General features: G+C 35.2%; 17 protein-coding genes and 1 tRNA gene. 13 read left to right on the forward strand and 5 right to left on the reverse strand.

From position 1 onward, the window contains the following. Positions 1-239: 239 nt before the first annotated feature. Positions 240-2,141 (reverse strand): putative porin, encoded by a 1,902-nt coding sequence (locus BUA71_RS17100; RefSeq protein WP_072881977.1) that lies wholly within the window; start codon positions 2,139-2,141, stop codon positions 240-242. A gap of 236 nt (positions 2,142-2,377) precedes the next feature. Here BUA71_RS17100 and BUA71_RS17105 point away from each other — a divergent pair, with 236 nt between their 5' ends. From BUA71_RS17105 to BUA71_RS17150, 9 genes are all read left to right on the forward strand, one after another. Then, positions 2,378-4,126: a hypothetical protein gene (locus BUA71_RS17105; protein WP_072881979.1), complete on the forward strand. Its 1,749-nt coding sequence runs from the start codon at positions 2,378-2,380 to the stop codon at positions 4,124-4,126. Then, a complete protein-coding gene (locus BUA71_RS17110) occupies positions 4,113-4,565 on the forward strand; it encodes a hypothetical protein (RefSeq protein WP_072881980.1) in 453 nt (150 codons plus the stop codon). The genes BUA71_RS17105 and BUA71_RS17110 overlap by 14 nt, the downstream gene beginning before the upstream one ends. A gap of 18 nt (positions 4,566-4,583) precedes the next feature. Beyond that, positions 4,584-4,790 (forward strand): hypothetical protein, encoded by a 207-nt coding sequence (locus BUA71_RS17115; RefSeq protein WP_072881981.1) that lies wholly within the window; start codon positions 4,584-4,586, stop codon positions 4,788-4,790. Beyond that, positions 4,777-5,205, forward strand: coding sequence for a hypothetical protein (locus BUA71_RS17120; protein ID WP_072881982.1), 429 nt, complete (start codon positions 4,777-4,779; stop codon positions 5,203-5,205). The genes BUA71_RS17115 and BUA71_RS17120 overlap by 14 nt, the downstream gene beginning before the upstream one ends. A 98-nt stretch (positions 5,206-5,303) precedes the next feature. Continuing rightward, the gene (locus BUA71_RS17125) at positions 5,304-5,753 is read left to right on the forward strand and encodes a hypothetical protein (RefSeq protein ID WP_072881983.1); all 450 of its coding nucleotides are present in this window, start codon (positions 5,304-5,306) and stop codon (positions 5,751-5,753) included. A 98-nt stretch (positions 5,754-5,851) separates the two neighbouring features. Beyond that, a complete protein-coding gene (locus BUA71_RS17130; RefSeq protein WP_072881984.1) occupies positions 5,852-6,283 on the forward strand; it encodes a hypothetical protein in 432 nt (143 codons plus the stop codon). Between the two features lie 98 nt (positions 6,284-6,381). Further along, positions 6,382-6,804 carry a hypothetical protein gene (locus BUA71_RS17135; protein WP_072881985.1) on the forward strand — a complete coding sequence of 141 codons (423 nt, stop codon included), beginning with the start codon at positions 6,382-6,384 and terminating at the stop codon, positions 6,802-6,804. A 75-nt stretch (positions 6,805-6,879) separates the two neighbouring features. Further along, positions 6,880-7,731 (forward strand): DUF6973 domain-containing protein, encoded by an 852-nt coding sequence (locus BUA71_RS17145; protein WP_139277123.1) that lies wholly within the window; start codon positions 6,880-6,882, stop codon positions 7,729-7,731. Continuing rightward, on the forward strand, positions 7,728-8,075 hold the full coding sequence (locus BUA71_RS17150) for a hypothetical protein (protein WP_072881988.1): 348 nt from the start codon (positions 7,728-7,730) through the stop codon (positions 8,073-8,075). Before BUA71_RS17145 ends, BUA71_RS17150 begins: the two co-directional genes overlap by 4 nt. Before the next feature lie 716 nt (positions 8,076-8,791). On the opposite strand, the gene BUA71_RS17155 is transcribed toward BUA71_RS17150, so the two are convergent. After that, positions 8,792-10,177, reverse strand: coding sequence for a RagB/SusD family nutrient uptake outer membrane protein (locus tag BUA71_RS17155; protein ID WP_072881989.1), 1,386 nt, complete (start codon positions 10,175-10,177; stop codon positions 8,792-8,794). Between the two features lie 11 nt (positions 10,178-10,188). Continuing rightward, positions 10,189-13,248 (reverse strand): SusC/RagA family TonB-linked outer membrane protein, encoded by a 3,060-nt coding sequence (locus BUA71_RS17160; RefSeq protein WP_072881990.1) that lies wholly within the window; start codon positions 13,246-13,248, stop codon positions 10,189-10,191. Between the two features lie 334 nt (positions 13,249-13,582). On the opposite strand from BUA71_RS17160, the gene BUA71_RS17165 reads away from it, so the two are divergent. Continuing rightward, positions 13,583-14,179: a ribonuclease HII gene (locus BUA71_RS17165; protein WP_072881992.1), complete on the forward strand. Its 597-nt coding sequence runs from the start codon at positions 13,583-13,585 to the stop codon at positions 14,177-14,179. 158 nt (positions 14,180-14,337) lie between these two features. Beyond that, on the forward strand, positions 14,338-16,791 hold the full coding sequence (locus BUA71_RS17170; RefSeq protein WP_072881994.1) for a DUF3352 domain-containing protein: 2,454 nt from the start codon (positions 14,338-14,340) through the stop codon (positions 16,789-16,791). 104 nt (positions 16,792-16,895) lie between these two features. On the opposite strand, the gene BUA71_RS17175 is transcribed toward BUA71_RS17170, so the two are convergent. Both BUA71_RS17175 and BUA71_RS17180 read right to left on the reverse strand, forming a co-directional pair. Further along, positions 16,896-17,072 (reverse strand): histone H1, encoded by a 177-nt coding sequence (locus BUA71_RS17175; RefSeq protein ID WP_072881996.1) that lies wholly within the window; start codon positions 17,070-17,072, stop codon positions 16,896-16,898. Between the two features lie 309 nt (positions 17,073-17,381). Beyond that, positions 17,382-17,453, reverse strand: a tRNA-Arg gene (locus BUA71_RS17180). Between the two features lie 188 nt (positions 17,454-17,641). Here BUA71_RS17180 and BUA71_RS17185 point away from each other — a divergent pair. Both BUA71_RS17185 and BUA71_RS17190 read left to right on the forward strand, forming a co-directional pair. Then, a complete protein-coding gene (locus BUA71_RS17185) occupies positions 17,642-18,652 on the forward strand; it encodes a DUF1028 domain-containing protein (protein WP_072881998.1) in 1,011 nt (336 codons plus the stop codon). A gap of 171 nt (positions 18,653-18,823) precedes the next feature. Continuing rightward, positions 18,824-19,186: a hypothetical protein gene (locus BUA71_RS17190; RefSeq protein WP_072882000.1), complete on the forward strand. Its 363-nt coding sequence runs from the start codon at positions 18,824-18,826 to the stop codon at positions 19,184-19,186. Positions 19,187-19,459: the final 273 nt, after the last annotated feature.

Consider the following 19,459-nt stretch of genomic DNA (forward strand, 5'->3'; position numbering starts at 1 on the left):
ATCCCCAATATGCAATGAACTTTGCCAAGCTAAGCTATTCGCTGTCCTGCTAAGCGGGGGCAAATATACACCCGTTTTTTGAGTGGGCAAGCGTTATTTAAAAAATGATTATTTTTTCCATATTCTTATATAATAAGACTTGATTTAATGAACCTAATCAAAAAAAGGTTCCAAAGAAATGGGATAGTCAGCTAGAATTAAAAAAAATAGCTGATACCTTATTGGCTTCCGTAGAAAATTTAAAGAAAAAAGTTCCAAACCAGTCCAAATCGCACCGAAAAATCTGTGTAAGGATACCCTGGCGCAACTAAATTATTGTTTCCAGTTATAAGCGCATTTAAATGTTCCAACTTAAAAAATATCCTGGTTTGAGAGACTTTTCCATTCAGAAAAAAGTCTACTACCGGATAATTACCTAATTCCTGAGAATTTTGAACATAAAATTCAGCTAAAACAGGATCGTAAGCATTCATATTATACTTAGTAAAATACTTAAATGTAAAACCTGTTTGTAAATAAAGTGCTTTATCGAACCACTCGTCTTTGTAATATATAGAATTACGGGTCACAAATTCTGGCAGATTTAAGTAAGAACCACCATCAAGCACTTTTTGATACATAAGCGTGTTATCTATTGCAAAATAACCAAAATCAAAATTTTTAGACGCTTTTAATTTTATATACCGCACCTGGTCGCCGGCTTGATAAGGCTTTACCAGAGTATCCTGGTTTTGCGCAAAATAGGTATAGTTCTGAATTTGTGTTAATCTTCCTTCTACATCAAAGAGTTTTTCAGAATTTAATTTTCCGTAGATACTTTGCGTATTTACATTATCAAAATCATTTTGCCAGTTATAATTAATGTAGTCACTTTGATATAACAAAAAGTTATAATTGGGCCTATGGCTATTTTGATTTACCCCAAATTCCAGCATATTTTCTTCATCGAGTGCATAAGACGCACTAGCGGCAAGATAGCTACCCGTGAAGTCTCCTGCCAGGTTGAGCATAGCATCAGCTTTAATATTAAAACCACCAATGGTTTTAGCATATTCGCCACCCAGGGAATAATTTACGCCTGTTAATTTATTATTGATGGTATCGGTATTGCTAACAAAGAAAGTTTTATAACCATATTCGAAAGTTTTCACGGCTGCTTTCGCTTTTATTTCACCCAGGGTTTTATTCGCATATTTCACATAGGCTTCATTATAAAATTCACTAAGGCGCACGTTATCCTTTATATTAGCGCTTTGAAAGGAAGGTCCAAAAATTTCATTTTTCGCCTGCTGTTGTGAGAACACAAACTTTTTATAACTGTGATTAAAAATATGCCCCAGTTTTATGGAGTTCCCCGAAACCGAATCTGCAGCTCGTAACTGGTAATAGTGATTTACATAAAAACGTTTTCCATACAGGGTACTCTCGGCGTCTTCAAAATTCATGTCTAAAATAGAGCGATCTTCAAACTCCTCTTCTTTATCTAAATATTGCTGAAGGGCCAAATCTGAAAACCCGCCGTTTTCTTCATTCAAAAGATCCTGGGAAACAAAATGTGTTTTGAGAAAGTATTTTTCATCTAAAGTATTATAATTCATTCCCATTCTAAAATTCCCGGTACTACTAAGAATATGTTGATAGCTACCCAGGGCGCGCACTCCCTTATAAGCAATAGAGACATTTAAACGCTCTGAGGTATTAATGGTAAAAAAAGCATCTAGTTGCTGGCCTTGTTCCGGCACCGTTTTAAAGTAAAGCTCGGTAAAAGGTGTGGGCACATGATAATAGTGAATATCTTTGACTTCCATAAAATTGTAATGCCTTGCCTGAGCGCCAAAATCTGGATATAGTTTTTGATAATCCAGCTCTGCTCCCAACCGGTTATAGGTCTGCCCGGTATTTGAAAAAGAAAGCAATTCAAAATTATCTTTTCTAAGGTAATTAAATTTATAATCCTTTTGAATATTTAAAGTGGTATCTACATAGGTCGTATCATTTTCTACTGAAATGATCTTATATGCCGTAATTGGCGGTTTTACCGTGTCTGATTTTGTTTTAGTATCCGGAGGTCCTCCCAGGGTTTTTTGCCCGTAAAATACAGTGGGGAAAATAAAAATTAAAAGAAGGCAAAATTTTTTCATCAACTAAGCTTTTCGCAAATTTAGTTTATTTGAATTAAAGCCTGAAGGCATTTTAGGGATATAATATTGACTCAAGGAATGAAATATTCCTGATGTTTAAATGAAAATAGAATAAAAAAACGAAAAACATTTTAATTTTTAATACTTTAGACTAATTTATTCGGAATATTTATATCAACTATACTATCATTAAACATACTATCATGCTTTAATAAATTGACACTAAATTCACTGAAATGAAAAAAATCTACTTTACGCTATTCTTTATTGTATTATTTGCCTCCTGTGAAAAAGAAAATATAGATGAATTATTAGCAAAAGAAAAAATTAAGGAAAACGAATTCCAAATTATTAATGGAGTCAAAATAAAAGACATTGCAGATAAAAAAGCAGTTAACAAGGTGTTGAAGTATTTTGACAAGAAGAGTTTCAAAGGAAAGTCCAAAGAAAACAATTTTAGGATTATTGGTGACGAAGCTCGTTTAATGAAAAAAGGTGATTCTAAATCATATACCTTCCAAATTGAACACAACACGCAAACAGGCTCCATAGAAAACCTAGTCTTGAACCTAGAAAAAGATGGTACTTACCAGGCATATATTGCTACTTATCATCTTAACACGGCCGACAAAAGGGCGGTAGTGGAACACGGTAAACTCCCCCCACTTAAAAATAAAGTAAGCTTAACCCCTATTGAATTTAATGCTGAAGCAATAATAACCAACCTCGACCAAAAAGGGAGTGGAGGTTGTTATGCCTATGTTGAAGTTATAGAAACTAGCCGTGCCACAGGTTGGGAAGTTACAGGTTATAGGCTAAAAAGAGTGCCTTGCTCTGGGAATGGTGGAGGCAATAGCGGTGGAGGTTCAGGATCTGATAATCCCGGCGGACCTTCAGGGGGTAGCGATCCTGGCCATGATGGAGGGTTACCATCTGGAGGCGGTGGTGGAGGTAATGGAGGGTCACTACCTCCTCCTTCCTCAAGCGACCCAGGTCCAAATCATGATAGTATTGATGGCACCGATATTATGACCGCACCTATAATGCGATTAAATACAATTGGGAAACTCCAGGATTTACTGGAACTGGGTAGATTCGATAGTCCAAAAATGGAATGGTTGCGTAAAAGTGCTTCGGCAGACCAGATTTTTGATCTCTATAATTTTATTCAGGAAGAACAGGAAAGTGAAGAAGCCAAAGCTTTTGGAAAGGAAGTTATCGATGCTTTTATGAATGGTGGTGAGGTGGATTTCCTCTATAAAGTAATTGTAGATGATTCGTTCAAAGAAAACGAATGTTTAAATGATGTATATACCGAGATGGGCAAAGCCCCTACGTTTGATAACTACCTCAAAAATTTTGATCTCGAAATGTCTGTGGCGAATTTAAAATTTGGAGCTAAAAATAATTTTGGTACTGTATATGAGGATTACACCAATGCTATGGCGATAACCAACCCGCCTTTGACTTCAAATATGATCAATATAGATTTTAATACAGATCCTTCTACCAGTGGTAATATTTTAAACAAACCAGATGTGTTTAAAGCGGTTTCTCTAATCCACGAGGTTTTGCACGCAGAGATGTACCGGAAAATGCTGGATGCTTTGGTCGCTGCTGATAATAATCAAACCACTTTAGATTGGGCTAACGATTGGACTCCAACTCAATTTCAACAATTTATAGAATCTCTCGAACACAAGTATTTTGGCATTTTTAATTATTATACCCGTTATGATTGGAACGAGAATACTCCTAACAATGCTCAACACCAACAAATGGCTCAACATTATCGAAACGTAGTAAAACAAGCATTAACGGAATATGACCCTTCTTTAACTGAAACCCAAAAAGAAGCTTTGTCCTGGATAGGTTTAAACACCGCTGATATAAAGGCTTGGCAATTAAAATCGCCTCAGGAGCAACAAGCAATAAAAGATCAAATTACCAATATGAAAAACACTTTTCCCAATGGCTGCAATTAAAGTTTTAAGTTTACTGTTGATTTTATGCCCGATACTTTCTTTCGGGCAAAAATCAGTTTATCCGAAAGATACTATTTACGTGATGTTTAAAAAGAATGAAGCCAATAGGAAAATCACAAACTGGGATTATAAAAAAAAGAATGGAGTCTATTTTAGTATCAAAGATAAAAGCAGCAAACATTTGAGCTTGTTTTATCCCTATACAAAAAAAGCAGACACACTTTGTATAGAAAAGCTAAAAGAATATTGCTTTTCTGATTTGAAAGAAATAGAAGAGAAAAAAAATAACTGGATAAATAAAAAATTTGAAGGATTAAAATACAAACCATATACAAGTTCTAAAAATGGTGTTTTTCGAACTTATTTAATAGAAATTATTTCTGAAGGTGAATTTGTGAAATATCCGGTTATTTGGAGAAACGAAGGAGTTATTGATTAACTGAATATTGCTGAAAAATTGGCTCAACATTATCGGGATATTATAAAACAAGCTTTGTCCGATTATGACCCAAGTCTTACATCCGCACAAAAAGAAGCGCTGTCTTGGATAGGTTTAAATACTGCTGATATAAAGGCTTGGCAACTAAAAACGCCTCAAGAACAACAAGCTATAAAAGATCAAATTACCAATATGAAAAACACTTTTCCCAATGGCTGCAATTAAAGTTTTAAGTTTACTGTTGATTTTATGCCCGATACTTTCTTTCGGGCAAAAATCAGTTTATCCGAAAGATACTATTTACGTGATGTTTAAAAAGAATGAAGCCAATAGGAAAATCACAAACTGGGATTATAAAAAAAAGAATGGAGTCTATTTTAGTATCAAAGATAAAAGCAGCAAACATTTGAGCTTGTTTTATCCCTATACAGAAAAAGCAGACACGCTTTGTATAGAAAAACTAAAAGATTTTCATCTTTCTGATTTGGAAGAGATCAATGAAAAAAGAAACCGTTGGATTTTTGACAATAAAAGGCCTCCGGCTACTAGAAACGGCGTTTTTCAGACCTATGTGATTGAGGTGATTTCAGATAATAAGTTTGTGAAATACCCGGTAATTTGGAGAAATGAGAGAATTTAAACTGAACTCTGAAGCTACCAAAGCTTGGCAATTAAAATCTCCCCAAGAACAACAAGCTATAAAAGATCAAATTACCAATATGAAAAACACTTTTCCCAATGGCTGCAACTAAAATTTTAAGCTTACTATTGGTTTTTTGCCCGATACTTTCTTTCGGGCAACAATCAATTTATCCGAAAGATACTATATATGTGAAATATCAAGAAGAGAGGAATGCATCCTGGAACGCTAAATTTGAAAGAAAGTATAAACAAAAATTAGGTATTTATTTTAATATTGAGACGGAAGAAGGAGATATGCCTTTGTTTTATCCCCACTCAGAAGAAGCAGATACGCTTTGTATAGAAATGCTAAAAGATTATCACTTTTCTGATCTGCATGATATAAGGAAAAAAGAGATAGAATGGGTTGATAAGAAGTATAAAAACCAAAAGTACAAACCATATACTGGGTCTAAAAATGCAGTTTTCCAAACCTATGTCATTGAGGCGATTTCAGACAAAAAGTTTGTGAAATACCCGGTAATTTGGAGGAATGAAAGAATCTAAACAGAACTTTGCAGCTACCAAAGCTTGGTAACTAAAAATGCCTCAAGAACAACAAGCTATAAAAGATCAAATTACCAATATGAAAAACACTTTTCCCAATGGTTGCAATTAAAGTTTTAAATTTACTATTGATTTTGTGCCCGATTCTTTCTTTCGGGCAAAAATCAATTTATCCGAAAGATACTATTTATGTGAAATATCAGGAAAAGAGTAACGCAGCTTGGAACGCTAAATTTGAAAGAAAGTATAATCAAAGATTAGGTACTTATTTTAATATTGAAACGGAAGAAGGAGATATGACTTTGTTTTATGCCTACTCAGAAAAAGCAGACACGCTTTGTATAGAAAAAATAAAAGATTATCATTTTTCTGATTTAGAAGAAATCAATGAAAAAAGAAACCGTTGGATTTTTGACAATAAAAGGCCTCCGGCCACTAGAAACGGCGTTTTCCGAACTTATGTGATTGAGGTGATTTCAGATAAGAAGTTTGTGAAGTATCCCGTAATCTGGAGGAATGAGAGAATCTAAACTGAACTCTGAAGCTACTATATCTTGGCAACTAGAAATACCTCAGGAGCAACAAGTTATAAAAGATCAAATTACCAATATGAAAAATACTTTTCCCAATGGCTGCAATTAAAGTTTTAAGTTTACTATTGATTTTATGCCCGATACTTTCTTTCGGGCAAAAATCAATTTATCCGAAGGATACTATCTATATTCGCTATAATGAAGATATACATTCAAAAAAGATTCAAAACCATCCTCAGATGGGTAAAAATTTATATTTTAAAAATATAGGGGTGTATTATTCTTATTCAGAAAAAGCGGATACGCTTTGTATAGAAAAGCTGAGAGATTATCATTTTTCTGATTTGGAAGAGATAAGGAAAAAAGAGATAGAATGGGTTGATAAAAAGTATAAAAACCAAAAGTACAAGCCATATACTGGGTCTAAAAATGCAGTTTTCCAAACCTATGTCATTGAGATAATTTCAGAAAAGAAAATTGTGAAATACCCGGTAATTTGGAGAAATGAGCGGATATGACGATCGTATAGCGACTGTCAATAATGAAAAACTATATTTACATATTACTATTTTTCTTTCTATCTGCATCGGCTTATGCCGCAAGGAACGCGATGCAATCGCGCACCAGCGGGGGACGGTGGTGGAGGTAATGGAGGGTCACTACCTCCTCCTTCCTCAGGCGACCCAGATCCAAATCATGATAGTATTGATGGCACCGATATTATGACCGCACCTATAATGCGGTTAAATACAATTGGGAAACTCCAGGATTTACTGGAACTGGGTAGGTTCGATAGTCCAAAAATGGAATGGTTGCGTAAAAGTGCTTCGGCAGACCAGATTTTTGACCTCTATAATTTTATTAGGGAAGAACAGGAAAGTGAAGAAGCCAAAGCTTTTGGAAAGGAAGCTATCGATGCTTTTATGAATGGTGGTGAGGTGGATATTAAAGCTCGTTTAATTAATAACCCCAACTTGCATGATTTTTTAAAAAACCGAATGTCGCCTAATGAACTGGCATTATTTGAAAATCTATCAATCATCCAAAAAACAGCATATTTAAGAGCAGCTGCCGAGGCCTATACCTATGCAGAGATTTTCTACCCGCAACCAGTACGTAACCGTAAAGGTGATGCCGTAAAACATACGCTGTGGAATGCACTTTCCACAAATTATATTGGAGCAAGCCTAACTAAGCAATTAACCGATGCCCATGAAGAAATACCTTATGACTATCCAAATCATTATAAGGAAACAAACATGGATTTATTCAACAATTCCAAAGGAAGAGAATTGGCGACCCAATATGGTAACTTTATTTTTCAATTAATTGAAGAAGCATTAGAAAATGGGGATTTAAGATACCTTAGCAATTTAGAGTGGTCACAAACTACCAATAGTTGGTTAGCTACTAATAGTTCACAACTAATTTCTACAGACGCATGAAAAATTTCAAATTATTTTTATATGTCCTTATTTCTATCATTTTATTTACTTGTTGCTCAAAAAAAGACACGGCGAAATTAAAAATTACTGACTTTTCAAAAACTCAAACTGTTGTATTACAACCTTATAAATTTTTTCCTTATACAATGATTAATATAAAAGTAAAAGGATATGTTAATGATACTATTAAAATTATTCAAGGACCAGATCTTTATGATATTAATTTATCAGGAGATTTAGACACCATAAGGAAAATAGAGTATTATGGAGAAGGCCCAAGAACTTTTATTTTTGATCCATATAAAGCAACTCAAGGAGAACTGGAAATAGAATTCCAACTATAGCAATTCTTGTATTTACAACACCATAGGATTAAATAATCCTTGCGGATTTTTAGAATCTTTAAGGGTTATTTTTCAATTCAGAAATTATCAAAGATTTTAGCGATTTATGGAATGGTTGCGTAAAAGTGCTTCGGCAGATCAGATTTTTGACCTCTATAATTTTATTTAGGAAGAACAGGAAAGTGAAGAAGCCAAAGCTTTTGCAAAGGAAGCTATCGATGCTTATATGATGCTGATGAGGTGGATTTTGAGAAGCAGATTTCAGTATTCCTCGAAGGCTAAACTCGTTTTCTTAACTTTATTAGGATCATTCTACTAATGGAAATTCTATGGCTTATCGAAATTTTTCGTAAAATTGGAAATGAAAATTAATTAAAGTTTAAGGCTACTTCAGCAAAATGGATTTTTCATATTTATGCTTAAGGTTGTTAATGAGTTCTTAATCCCCAGCATACGAGGAGGAATTGAACGATAAATTTAGATAAAGTGCAGCTTGTACAGAGCGAAGTCGTGGGATAAGCCCAGACTTTTTTTCTTGTTTTATCCTGAGCTTCGTCGAAGGGTTTTTGGTCAATGCAAAACAATAAATTGTCCTTCAATGTTTAATGATAAATTCTGTTTTAAATTTAATTAGCACGATACTGGTTTATAAATAAAAAAAGGCCACCTTTCGGCAGCCTTTTTAATTCCAACTTAATTATTTACTATTTTATAAATTAGTAACCTTCATTTTGATCTATATTTCCATTTGCATCTACTTCTGCGAAAGGAATAGGGAGTGCAAAATTATAGCTTCCATAAGCTGGGCCACCATGGGCTTGCTGAACAGAATCTGGTGCTGGTATATCCATCCCCGTTCTTGCTAAATCATGAAACCTAAAACCTTCAAAAGCTAACTCTTTTCTTCTTTCTAAGAGTATGTTATCTTTAGTAGCAGTGCTATAAGTTGATGCCCCTCTTTGGGAAGGAATTTTATTTAACCAGATAAGTGCTTCACTTGTATTCCCTGTTTCCAGAAGTGCTTCGGCATAAAGCAATACGACCTCTGCATAGCGAATAACCGCAATATTATCCTCATAAGGTGCAGTTGATGGATACTTACCAGTATTTCTAAGAGCACCACTTTCATATTCCGTAATGATTCCACCAATACCTCTAACATCTCCTTCCTCATAGATAGAAGCTAAGTTTGGAAGCACAACAACATCTCCATACGAGCCTTCTTGATAAATATTGGCAAGACCGTTGATACCAGGATTATCTGTAGGCGTATTAGCAATTTCAAATATTGCAGCTTTTTCTCCATCTGTAGAGAAAGAAGTGAGAAAATCATCCTTACCTGCAATATCATAATTACCAGATTGAACAATGGTCTCGGCTGCAGCTAATGATATATCCCAATCTTCAAAGTAATTAGCTATACGGCTTTTAATTGCCTGCACCGCGAATGTAGTGATATATTCTTTCGTTGGATCATTTAAATCTTCAGACATTAGACTTAATGCCATATCTAAATCGTCATAAGCCATTTGCTTGACCTCACCTACTGTATTCCGCGCAGGGAATAAACTCTCCTCATCTCTAAATTTTGTGACATAGGGCACCCCTTGAGCAGTTTCTCCACCACCATTAACATTTTGTTGTCCATAAAATTCAACTAAATTGAAATGGGCAAGAGCACGTATTGCATAGGCTTCACCTTTAAAGTGATTTATAACAGCTTCATCCCCTTCAATATCCTCTGCGTTTATTACCACATTGGAAGATCCAATAACAGCGTAAAGTTGCGACCATAGGTCATCCACAATGCCAGATTCAGAATTTAAATCCATTTTACCTTCTACAACAAATCGATTTGAATTTGCGTTAGAATAAACATTATCTGAAAAAATTTCACCAAGAATTATAATATCCCTTCCATAATACTCGGTAAGTGACATACGGTTATATGCTCCATAGATTACAGATTGCAAATCATTAACAGTATTGATGCTAGTTTCAATACTTTTATCTTGTGACAGGGTAGGATCTAAATCCTCTTCTGAGCAAGAATAGAACAGCCCAAAGGAAAAGACTGCTACGATTATATATTTAAGTTTCATACTTTAAAATTTTAAAATTTAATGTTTAAGCTCATTGAGTAAGTTTCTACCGGGGGCGTAGTTAAAGTTGTGTAACCGTTAGCTCTCACCTCTGGGTCGAGTTTTAATCCATCATCCTTAACCCAGGTTGCAATATTTGTCCCTCTTAGGGTTAACGTAAGACCATCTACACCAATAGATCTTGCATAATCACTTGGCAAACTATAACCAAAAGCAACGTTCTTAAGTCTTATGTAGTCTCCATCATATAAATGGCGTGAAGAAGTAGCATGAAAATTATCACTACCACCAAAAGCCAATTTAGGCACATTGGTTACATCACCAGGTTGTTGCCATCTTTGCGTCAATTCCTGTACTCCATTATAGCTTGATAACGTAAAACTATTTGTTCTCAAGTAAAATTGCGCATATTGCTCATATATTTTATGTCCTCCTGCAAAATAAGCATTTGCCTCGGCGAAAAAACCTTTATATTGAATTCGTGTTCCAAAACCACCAGAATAAGTCGGAAGCGCGCTAGCACCCTGATAAACACGCTCTGCTTCATTATAATTAGAAGTCACTTCTCCATCAACACCATTTACGTACCAGGTTGGACTTCCCGTTTCAGAATCTACTCCAGCCCAAGTTCTCATAAACCAGGCATTAGCTGGCAAACCTACACGTGTTGATTTATAAGAACTTCCAGCAAGAGGATCTAAAGGTTCATTATTTGATCCTAAAGCTAACTCCGTTACTTCATTATCAACACTTGCATAATTCGCGTTCAGACTCCAAAGAAAATCTTCGGTGCGAATAACATCACCTGAAAGCTCCACTTCTATACCAGAGTTTTCCATTTCTCCAACATTTCTGTCCTGTGAATCAAAACCAGTTGTTAAAGAAAGAGGCACTGCTTGCAAAAGATCTGAAGTTACACGTTTATAGTAAGCAAACGATCCTGAAATTCTATTATCCAACATCCCAAAATTAAAACCAACATCTAAAGTTTTTCCTGTTTCCCAGGTAAGAAATGGGTTTCCAAATTGAGAAGGGAATGCGGCGCCCTGGTTAGAATAATCTGCACTATAAGATAGTAATGCTTGATATGAATTAATATCTACATTATTATTACCAGTTATACCATAGGAACCTCTTAGTCTTAATGAGTTAAAAATATTGTTCTGTTGCATAAAAGATTCTCTATGCACGTTCCAGGCTAGACCAAGAGATCCGAAATCACCGAAACGATTATTAGGCGCAAACCTTGATGACCCTTCTCGTCTATATGTCGCATCAACCACATATCTTCCGTCATAATTATAGTTCAACAAACCTAAATATGAAACATTCGTCCAATCATCAAAGCTAGAGTCCGCATCAAAATTCGCACTTGCTGAATTAATATTAATTAAACCATCTGTTGGAAAGTTTTCACCATATCCATATAAATAGGAATTTTGATTGTTCTGGTATTCGAAAAGACCTTTTACATCAAAATTATGATCTCCAAAATTAAACACATAGTTTAAAGAACCCTGATAAACCCAGTTAAAGTTCTTCTCGTCACTATTTTCTGCATAACCATTTATATCATCTGCGTCCCCTTCATATCTATTTACATAAATTTTATATTCAGACAATTGATAGTCCAAACTAATCCTGTTAGAAAAAGTTAAACCTTCATAAAGTTCCCAATCAACCTTTGTATTGGTAATAGCTCTAGTAAGCATCGATCTTCTAAAATTTTCATCTAACACATAAAAAATATTAGGCAGAGAACCAAAAGGTAAATCTATATTTTCAGTACCATCATCATTAAACCTATTATTAAAAGGGTTCATTAAATAACGAGTGATAAACGGGTTAGAAAAAAATGATCCGTTTTCCAATACCGGATTTTGTTTTACGTTAGAAACATTGGCCGAAAGCTGAAGATCAACATTATCTCTTAATTTTCGGTCATATTTAAAACTACCGGTCATACGTTCGAAATCAATTCCTTTAACAGTTGCCTCTGTTTTATTATAACCTAGGGAAGCATAGAAATTTGATTTTTCATCTCCTCCATTAGCCGAAAAAGAATAATTTTGGGTCAAAGCATCTTTATTTTTAATGTTCTGATCCCAGTTATAACCATCTCCCACCTGATAATCTAAAATATCTGGATCCAAAATATTAAAATCAACCCCTAACTGCAAGGCATTATCCTCAGTAAAGTCATTGGTTTCTCCATAAGAATTTACAAGCGATTCAACTAGCAAATCATAACGCTGGCCCTCAGTGAGTAATTTTCTTTTATTATAAGCATCATTTTGGAATCCTACCGTTGTGCTAAAAGAAAATTTTGTTTCTCCGCTAGACCCACTTTTTGTAGTGATTACAATTACACCATTAGAACCTCTAGCACCATAAGCCGCAGTTGCCGAAGCATCTTTAAGCACAGTCATACTCTCAATATCCTGGCTATTAATAGTAGATAGCGGGTTTAACGAACTGTAATCATCATTGCCAGAAACATTATTGTTCACAACAGGCACTCCATCAATAACGTATAAAGGCTCATTGTTAAGTGCTAAAGAACTTAAACCCCGAATTCGCACATCTTGAGTAGAACCAGGAGTACCGGAAGACATAGAAATTTGCACACCCGCAACCTTACCTTGTAAAGCCTGTTCCACAGACGGAACAGGGATTTCTGCAATTTCATCTCCTCCTACACTTACGGAAGAACCGGTCACTTCATCGACACCCTTAGTACTGTATCCCAAAACGATAACCTCGTCTAAAGAAGCAGCATCTACTTTCATAGTCACATTAATGATATTTGAATCTCCCACTGTAATTTCCTGAGAATCAAAACCAACATAACTAAAAATCAACACTTCACCCTGATTGACGGAAATACTGTAATTACCATCAAAATCGGTTTGAGTTCCTCTTGAAGATTGTTTCACAATTACGTTTACCCCAGGTAAAGGCAAACCATCTTCATCGATTACCGTACCGGTAACCGTACTTTCTTGTGCAAAGGTAAATTGCACCACAAACGCTAAGAATAGCGTTAGCATCACATGTAATTTGTTTTTCATTATTATCTAAATTTGAATTAGCCTGCGTCAAAAATCCTAATAATTTCTTAATAAACCAAATGTATTTTTAATTGATTATTTTTATTTTGAGACAATTAACCAATACTATAACGTTTTCCTTTGCTAAAACGGCAATTTATTGCGAATTTATTAATCTATTTTTTATTAGATATCTTTTTACTTTCTAAATTTTATAATTAATTTAATAAAGTTCACACAATAATTTTAGAAAGTCTAAAAAGCTTGAATTTACATAGATGGCTAGTTTTATGAGATTTAGGTAAAAAATCACCTTCGGTTTGCTTTAATTGGAAATTCTTTCAACTTTTGCATCATGTTAAAAAGGTTTAATTTATCATGCCAGGTAGCAGGCACCGATGAGGCAGGACGAGGTTGTTTAGCCGGCCCGGTAACCGCAGCAGCGGTTATTCTTCCCAAGAATTTTAAAAATTCAATTTTAAATGATTCTAAACAAATTAAACTGAAGGACCGGCTTTCTCTTAAAGAAATTATTCAACAAGAAGCTATTACTTATGGAGTCGCGCATGTTTTTATGGAAGAAATTGATAAAGTAAATATTTTAAACGCTTCCATATTAGCCATGCACCGCGCTATCGCCTTTTTAAGTTGTGACCCGGAATATATTATTGTGGATGGAAATAAATTTAAACCTTATTTAAAGGTCCCGCACGAGTGTGTTATTAAAGGGGATGGCAAATATCTTAGTATTGCTGCAGCTTCCATTTTAGCGAAAACGTGTCGCGATGCTTATATGGAAGAAATTCACGAAGAATTCCCCATGTACAATTGGAAACAAAATAAAGGTTATCCCACGAGGGAACATCGGGCAGGTATTCAAAAATTTGGCAGTACGCCTTACCATCGCAAGAGTTTTAGACTTTTACCCGAGCAGGTAAAACTTGATTTTTGAAGTTACTGGTTTTAAATTTAAAAAATAAAAACCGTCTAGGTAAATAGTTAATCTGAAAGCCCAAATACTAAGCTTTTTTTCTTACACCAATTTCACCCACCTCCCCCCCACAAACATTGACAGATAACTTTTATATTTGCATAAAATCCTCAAGTTTTATGAAGCGAAGTATTTTTGGTGTTTTAAGCATTCTCATTTTCCTGTCCTGCCAAAATCAGCAAAAACTTAACAATTTCATTGCCTATATTCCGGCCGATGCAGCCGTAATTCTTCACACTCCAAACATAAGTAAGCTTGAAACCGAGCTAAATGAGCTTAGCTTTTTAAATAAAAACTCCTTAACACTAGCAAAACAGTTAAAGAAAAGCTTTGGGTTTTTAAAATACACCGATTCTATACAAGAAGCTGTGATCACATTCTCATTCCCTACTAAAAAAAAATTGGTAACCAGTATTATTCTCCCAAAATCACCTGGATTAAATCTAGACTCCCTTGAGAATAAACAGGTTGAAAACATTAAAAAACAAGGTGTAAAGTTTCAAAAAACACAACTGGACGAAGAAATATATTATGCTTCCCTGCAGGATGAGCCTTTTATAATAAGTAATTCTGAAGCAAACCTCATCAACTTACTAAAAGGGAAGAACAAACTGAATTCTGAAGAATTTAAAGAAATCCATGCCGCCGTAGATCCCGATAAAACTTCGTTACTTTTAAATCACCAACGCTATTCAGCAATAGAAAAAGCACTACTTCCAAATCTTAAAATACCGTTAAAATATTCGGGGTGGTCTGCGGTAGATCTTCAGCTTTATAAAGAAGGAATTAGCTTTAACGGACTTAGTATAGCGCAAGATTCAACAAGTATCGTTCAACTTCTAAAAAACACCGGGCCGGCACTACAAAAAATGCCAGAGATTACACCCGTTAGCGCTAAAGGTTTTGTTGCCTTTGCGTTTAGTGATGCCAAACAGTTTTTAGAAAATTTAAGGCAGTTTCGCGGAGATTCACTTCAAAAGAAAAACGAAGAAATAATTCTGAATACTACTGAAGCCGGGATGATTTATTTAGAAAACACACAAGTATTGGCCTTTAGAACCCCAGTGGATATTGATGCTTCCGATTTAATAACTGAAACCACAGAACTTACAGAAAACTATAGAGACGTTCCCATATTCCGGTTAAAATCTTCAGAAGCATTTCAATATTTACTCACACCTGTTTTTCAGTCTAAAAATTTAGAATTTGTAGCCACACCCGGCGAATATCTGGTTTTTGCGAAAAACAAAGCAATATTAAAATATTTAATTGCCGATTATAAAAATAAAAACAGCCTGGCCAATTCTTCCTATTATCAGCAGGCTACCAATAATTTGGCAGAAGCTTCTTCGCTACTGGTGATAGGGCAACCAGAAAAACTTAAAGAGGATTTAACAAAAGTGGTCGCTTCCCACTTAAAAAATGAAATGCAAAGTTTAGTATTTGAGGAGCAGGAATTAGCCGTTTTGCAACTAGTGGAAGAAAATGATTTCTCGCATTTACACGGGGCAATTTCTGGCTATACCGCCAAAACAACCGGTGGCAAAACAGAAGAAATGCTTTCGGTAACACTAGAGAAGGATTTACTAAATGAGCCTGTTCTTATAAAAAACCACCTTAACAACCAAATGGATATTGCCGTACAGGATGTTGATAATACGCTTTACCTTATCTCCAATAAAGGAACAATCTTTTGGAAGAAAAAATTAAAAGGCCCTATTTTAGGTAAAATAAAGCAAGTAGATCTATTTAAAAACGGCAAGGTGCAAATGGCTTTTGCTACGCCATATAGTATTGAAGTTTTAGATAGGAATGGCAATACTGTAAAGCCATTTCCTTTAGAATTTAAGGATGAAATCACGCAGCCCCTATCGCTTTTTGATTATGATAATAACCGAAAATACCGTTTTTTAATAACCCAGGGAAACGAGGTTTTTATGTATGATAAAAATGGAAAAAGTGTTAACGGATTTAAATTTAAGAAGGCTGCAACAAAGATTGTTAGTGCGCCAAAACATATTAGAATGGGAAACAAAGATTATATTGTTTTTCCTGAAGAATCTGGCAAACTCAACATTTTAAACAGGCGCGGAAGTCACCGTGTAAATGTGAAGAAAAAAATAGGTTTTTCTAATAATAACTGGTTTGAGTTTCACAATGATTTTGTTTCTACAAATGCCGAAGGACAGCTGGTGAGAGTCGATGCAAATGGAAATGTTAGGTTAGAAAATACCAGCCTGGCTAAAAACCATCACCTTACCGCACGCCCAAATTTACTGGTTAGCTTTTCAGAAAACATTGTAAAGATTAAAGACCAGTCAGTTAACCTGGATTATGGATTATATACCGAACCTAAGATCTTTTTCCTCAACAATAAATATTTTATAAGTATAACAGATCTACAGACGCAAAAAGTCTATCTTTTTGACAGTAATGGGGAATTATTTACAGGACTTCCGGTTTACGGCACTTCAAGTATAGATTTGAATGATGCAGATATCGACCCAAGATTGGAATTTACCGTAAAAGGCGGTGATAAAGAAGTTCTTTTATATAAGCTTGGAGCTTATTAAAGGTAAGCAGCCTAATTTTTAAAAGTTTAAACCCAACGATTACGCTATATAAAAAGAGAATGTTGATATTAATTTTCAACATTCCCCTTCAAATAGATTAGATCTTACTTTTTAGATTCTGCTACAGAAACTTTACGGAATTCTTTTAAAAGCTTTTCCAGCTCCAAAGAAGATTTTCTCGCTCTGGTACCGGCGCTTTTGTTTCCGCTCTCTAATTGTGAGTTAGCTTCGGTTTGAAAGTTTTCAAAAGTAGATTGGATGTTTTCAACAAGTTCTTTCATGATTATGTTTTAAAGTTTATAACACAAAAATAGTAGAATAATTCGCGACACCTTGGGCTTTTGGATTTTTCTAAAGAAAAGAGATTAAAATTTTTTATGATTTGGTTGAAGGTATAAGATCACTGAATACGGCATTGGGAAAAACCAAGCCTAGCTAACTGAAAATCCTTCTTTTAAGGAGTACTCGTCACAGGCTTTAATTTCACTACCAAAAAAGAAAACCCTTGCAGAAAAAGCAAGGGTTATAGCTCGTGACCTCGCCAGGAATTACTTCGGCTGAGCTCAGTATAAACTTCTCTTCCTGTCTTGTAGCCTCGCCAGGAATCGAACCTGGATCTAAAGTTTAGGAAACTTCTATTCTATCCGTTGAACTACGAGGCCGTTTTGCCGCACAAAAATAAGAATGTTTTGAGAAATGCCTTAAAACTTCAACTAAAACTTCCCGCAAAACCTATTAAATTATCCTGAAATTAAATCTGGCTGAATTATCCATCTACTGAAATGTCTTTTCTAATTATAGCACTTTTAATAACGATTAGTTATCTTTAATGTCAAAATATTAAGAAAAGATGAAAAAATTTTTAGTTTCCTATATTTTAATATTTCTCCTGGGCCTAACCTCCTTCGCGCAAAAACCGGCGCTAGCGGGGGATGCTTTTGCACATACTTATTCCATTGTTGCTAAAGATGCTAAGACCGGGGAAATGGCAGTTGGTGTTCAAAGCCATTGGTTTTCTGTAGGTCCGCTTGTTGCCTGGGGGAAGTCTGGTATAGGAGTAATTGCCACCCAATCTTTTGTCAATCCTTCTTTTGGCCCCGAAGGGCTTATGCTCCTGGAAGAAGGAAACAATGCTGAAGAAGTTGTAGAAACCCTTATCAATAATGATGAAGGTAGAGATTTTAGACAATTGGCAGTGTTGGCTTCTTCTGGAGAAAATGCTGCCTACACCGGGAAAAATTGCGTAGAAGCCGCTTCGCACATTACCGGAGATAATTTTTCGGTACAAGCCAATATGATGTTGAATGACAATGTAGTTCCCGCTATGGCTGCCGCTTTTAAAGAAAATTCTAATCTCCCTTTAGCCGAAAGAGTAGTAAAAGTACTGGAAGCTGCTCAAAATGCCGGCGGGGATATTCGCGGCAGGCAATCGGCAGCGCTTATTGTGGTAGGAAAGGATAAAGTTGAAGCGTCCTGGAAAGATAAAAAGATAGATCTTAGGGTTGATGACCATAAAAACCCGGTACAGGAACTGGCACGCTTGCTAAAAACTGCCAGAGCTTATGAATATATGAACAAAGGTGATCTCGCTATGGAAGCCGGAGATGTAAATAAAGCTTTAGAAGCCTACGGAACGGCAGAAAGCATGGTCCCAAACAATTTAGAAATGAAGTTTTGGAAAGCCGTGGCCCTGGCTAATTCTGAAAATTTTGAAGAGGCCAAATTGATTTTCAACCGTATTTTTGAACAGGATGAAAATTGGAGAACAATGCTAAAACGGCTTCCAAAAGCAGGTCTATTAAACGTAAACGAGGAAGAATTAAAATCGCTTATAAAGCAAGAACCTATTAAAATAGATTAACTGTATGTTCGTTTTTAATTATAAAGTGAAATTCGTTAAAATACCAGACCTCACAGGTCTCCGAGACCTGTGAGGTTTTTATGAAGTTATATAATGCTGTTTCAGCTTCAAAATCTCAAATTTCAAAAAATCCTTAAAGATTTGCTATATTTAGCATTTAAAACTAAAACTATGAAAAACCTAAGAAATAAAATTTTATTTGGCTTTGCTCTGCTGGGGCTTATTGCTTTTAATTCGTGCAAGAACCAGGAAGAAAAAACACCCGAAACACAAACTACTGCACCGGTTTCAAAGACCAGCAACAATTCAGCTAAAAGTACGGAGACACCAGATGTAAATCCGCCACACGGCCAACCGGGACATCGCTGCGATATGCCGGTAGGAGCTTCCTTAAAAAATGCCAACACTAAGAAGCAACCCGAAATGACCACTTCGCCAATTAGGGTTAGACAAAATAAACCCACTAAAAATCCGCCACATGGAGAACCTTTTCACGATTGTTCTATTCCAGTAGGCGCAGATCTTGAAAGCTAGATTTATTACTATAAAAAAAACTATCCCTTATTAAAACTGGAATGAAATTCCATAGAAAAAGTGCTGTATAGTGTATGTTGTAAATTGTATTGGCTGTAGCATAATCAAACTATTACTTTCATAATTAGCTGCCATTCGTCCCGATTAATTTGGAAAACAAGAGATGGACTAAAGAAATATTGTATATCCGTTTAGTGTCCACTTGCTGTAATGCTTGCTATTATTAGCCTGTCAAATATTTTGTCTCCAAAATATCTTCTGTTCAACTTATAT

It is taken from the genome of Salegentibacter echinorum, from assembly GCF_900129445.1.
Taxonomy (GTDB): Bacteria; Bacteroidota; Bacteroidia; order Flavobacteriales; family Flavobacteriaceae; genus Salegentibacter; species Salegentibacter echinorum.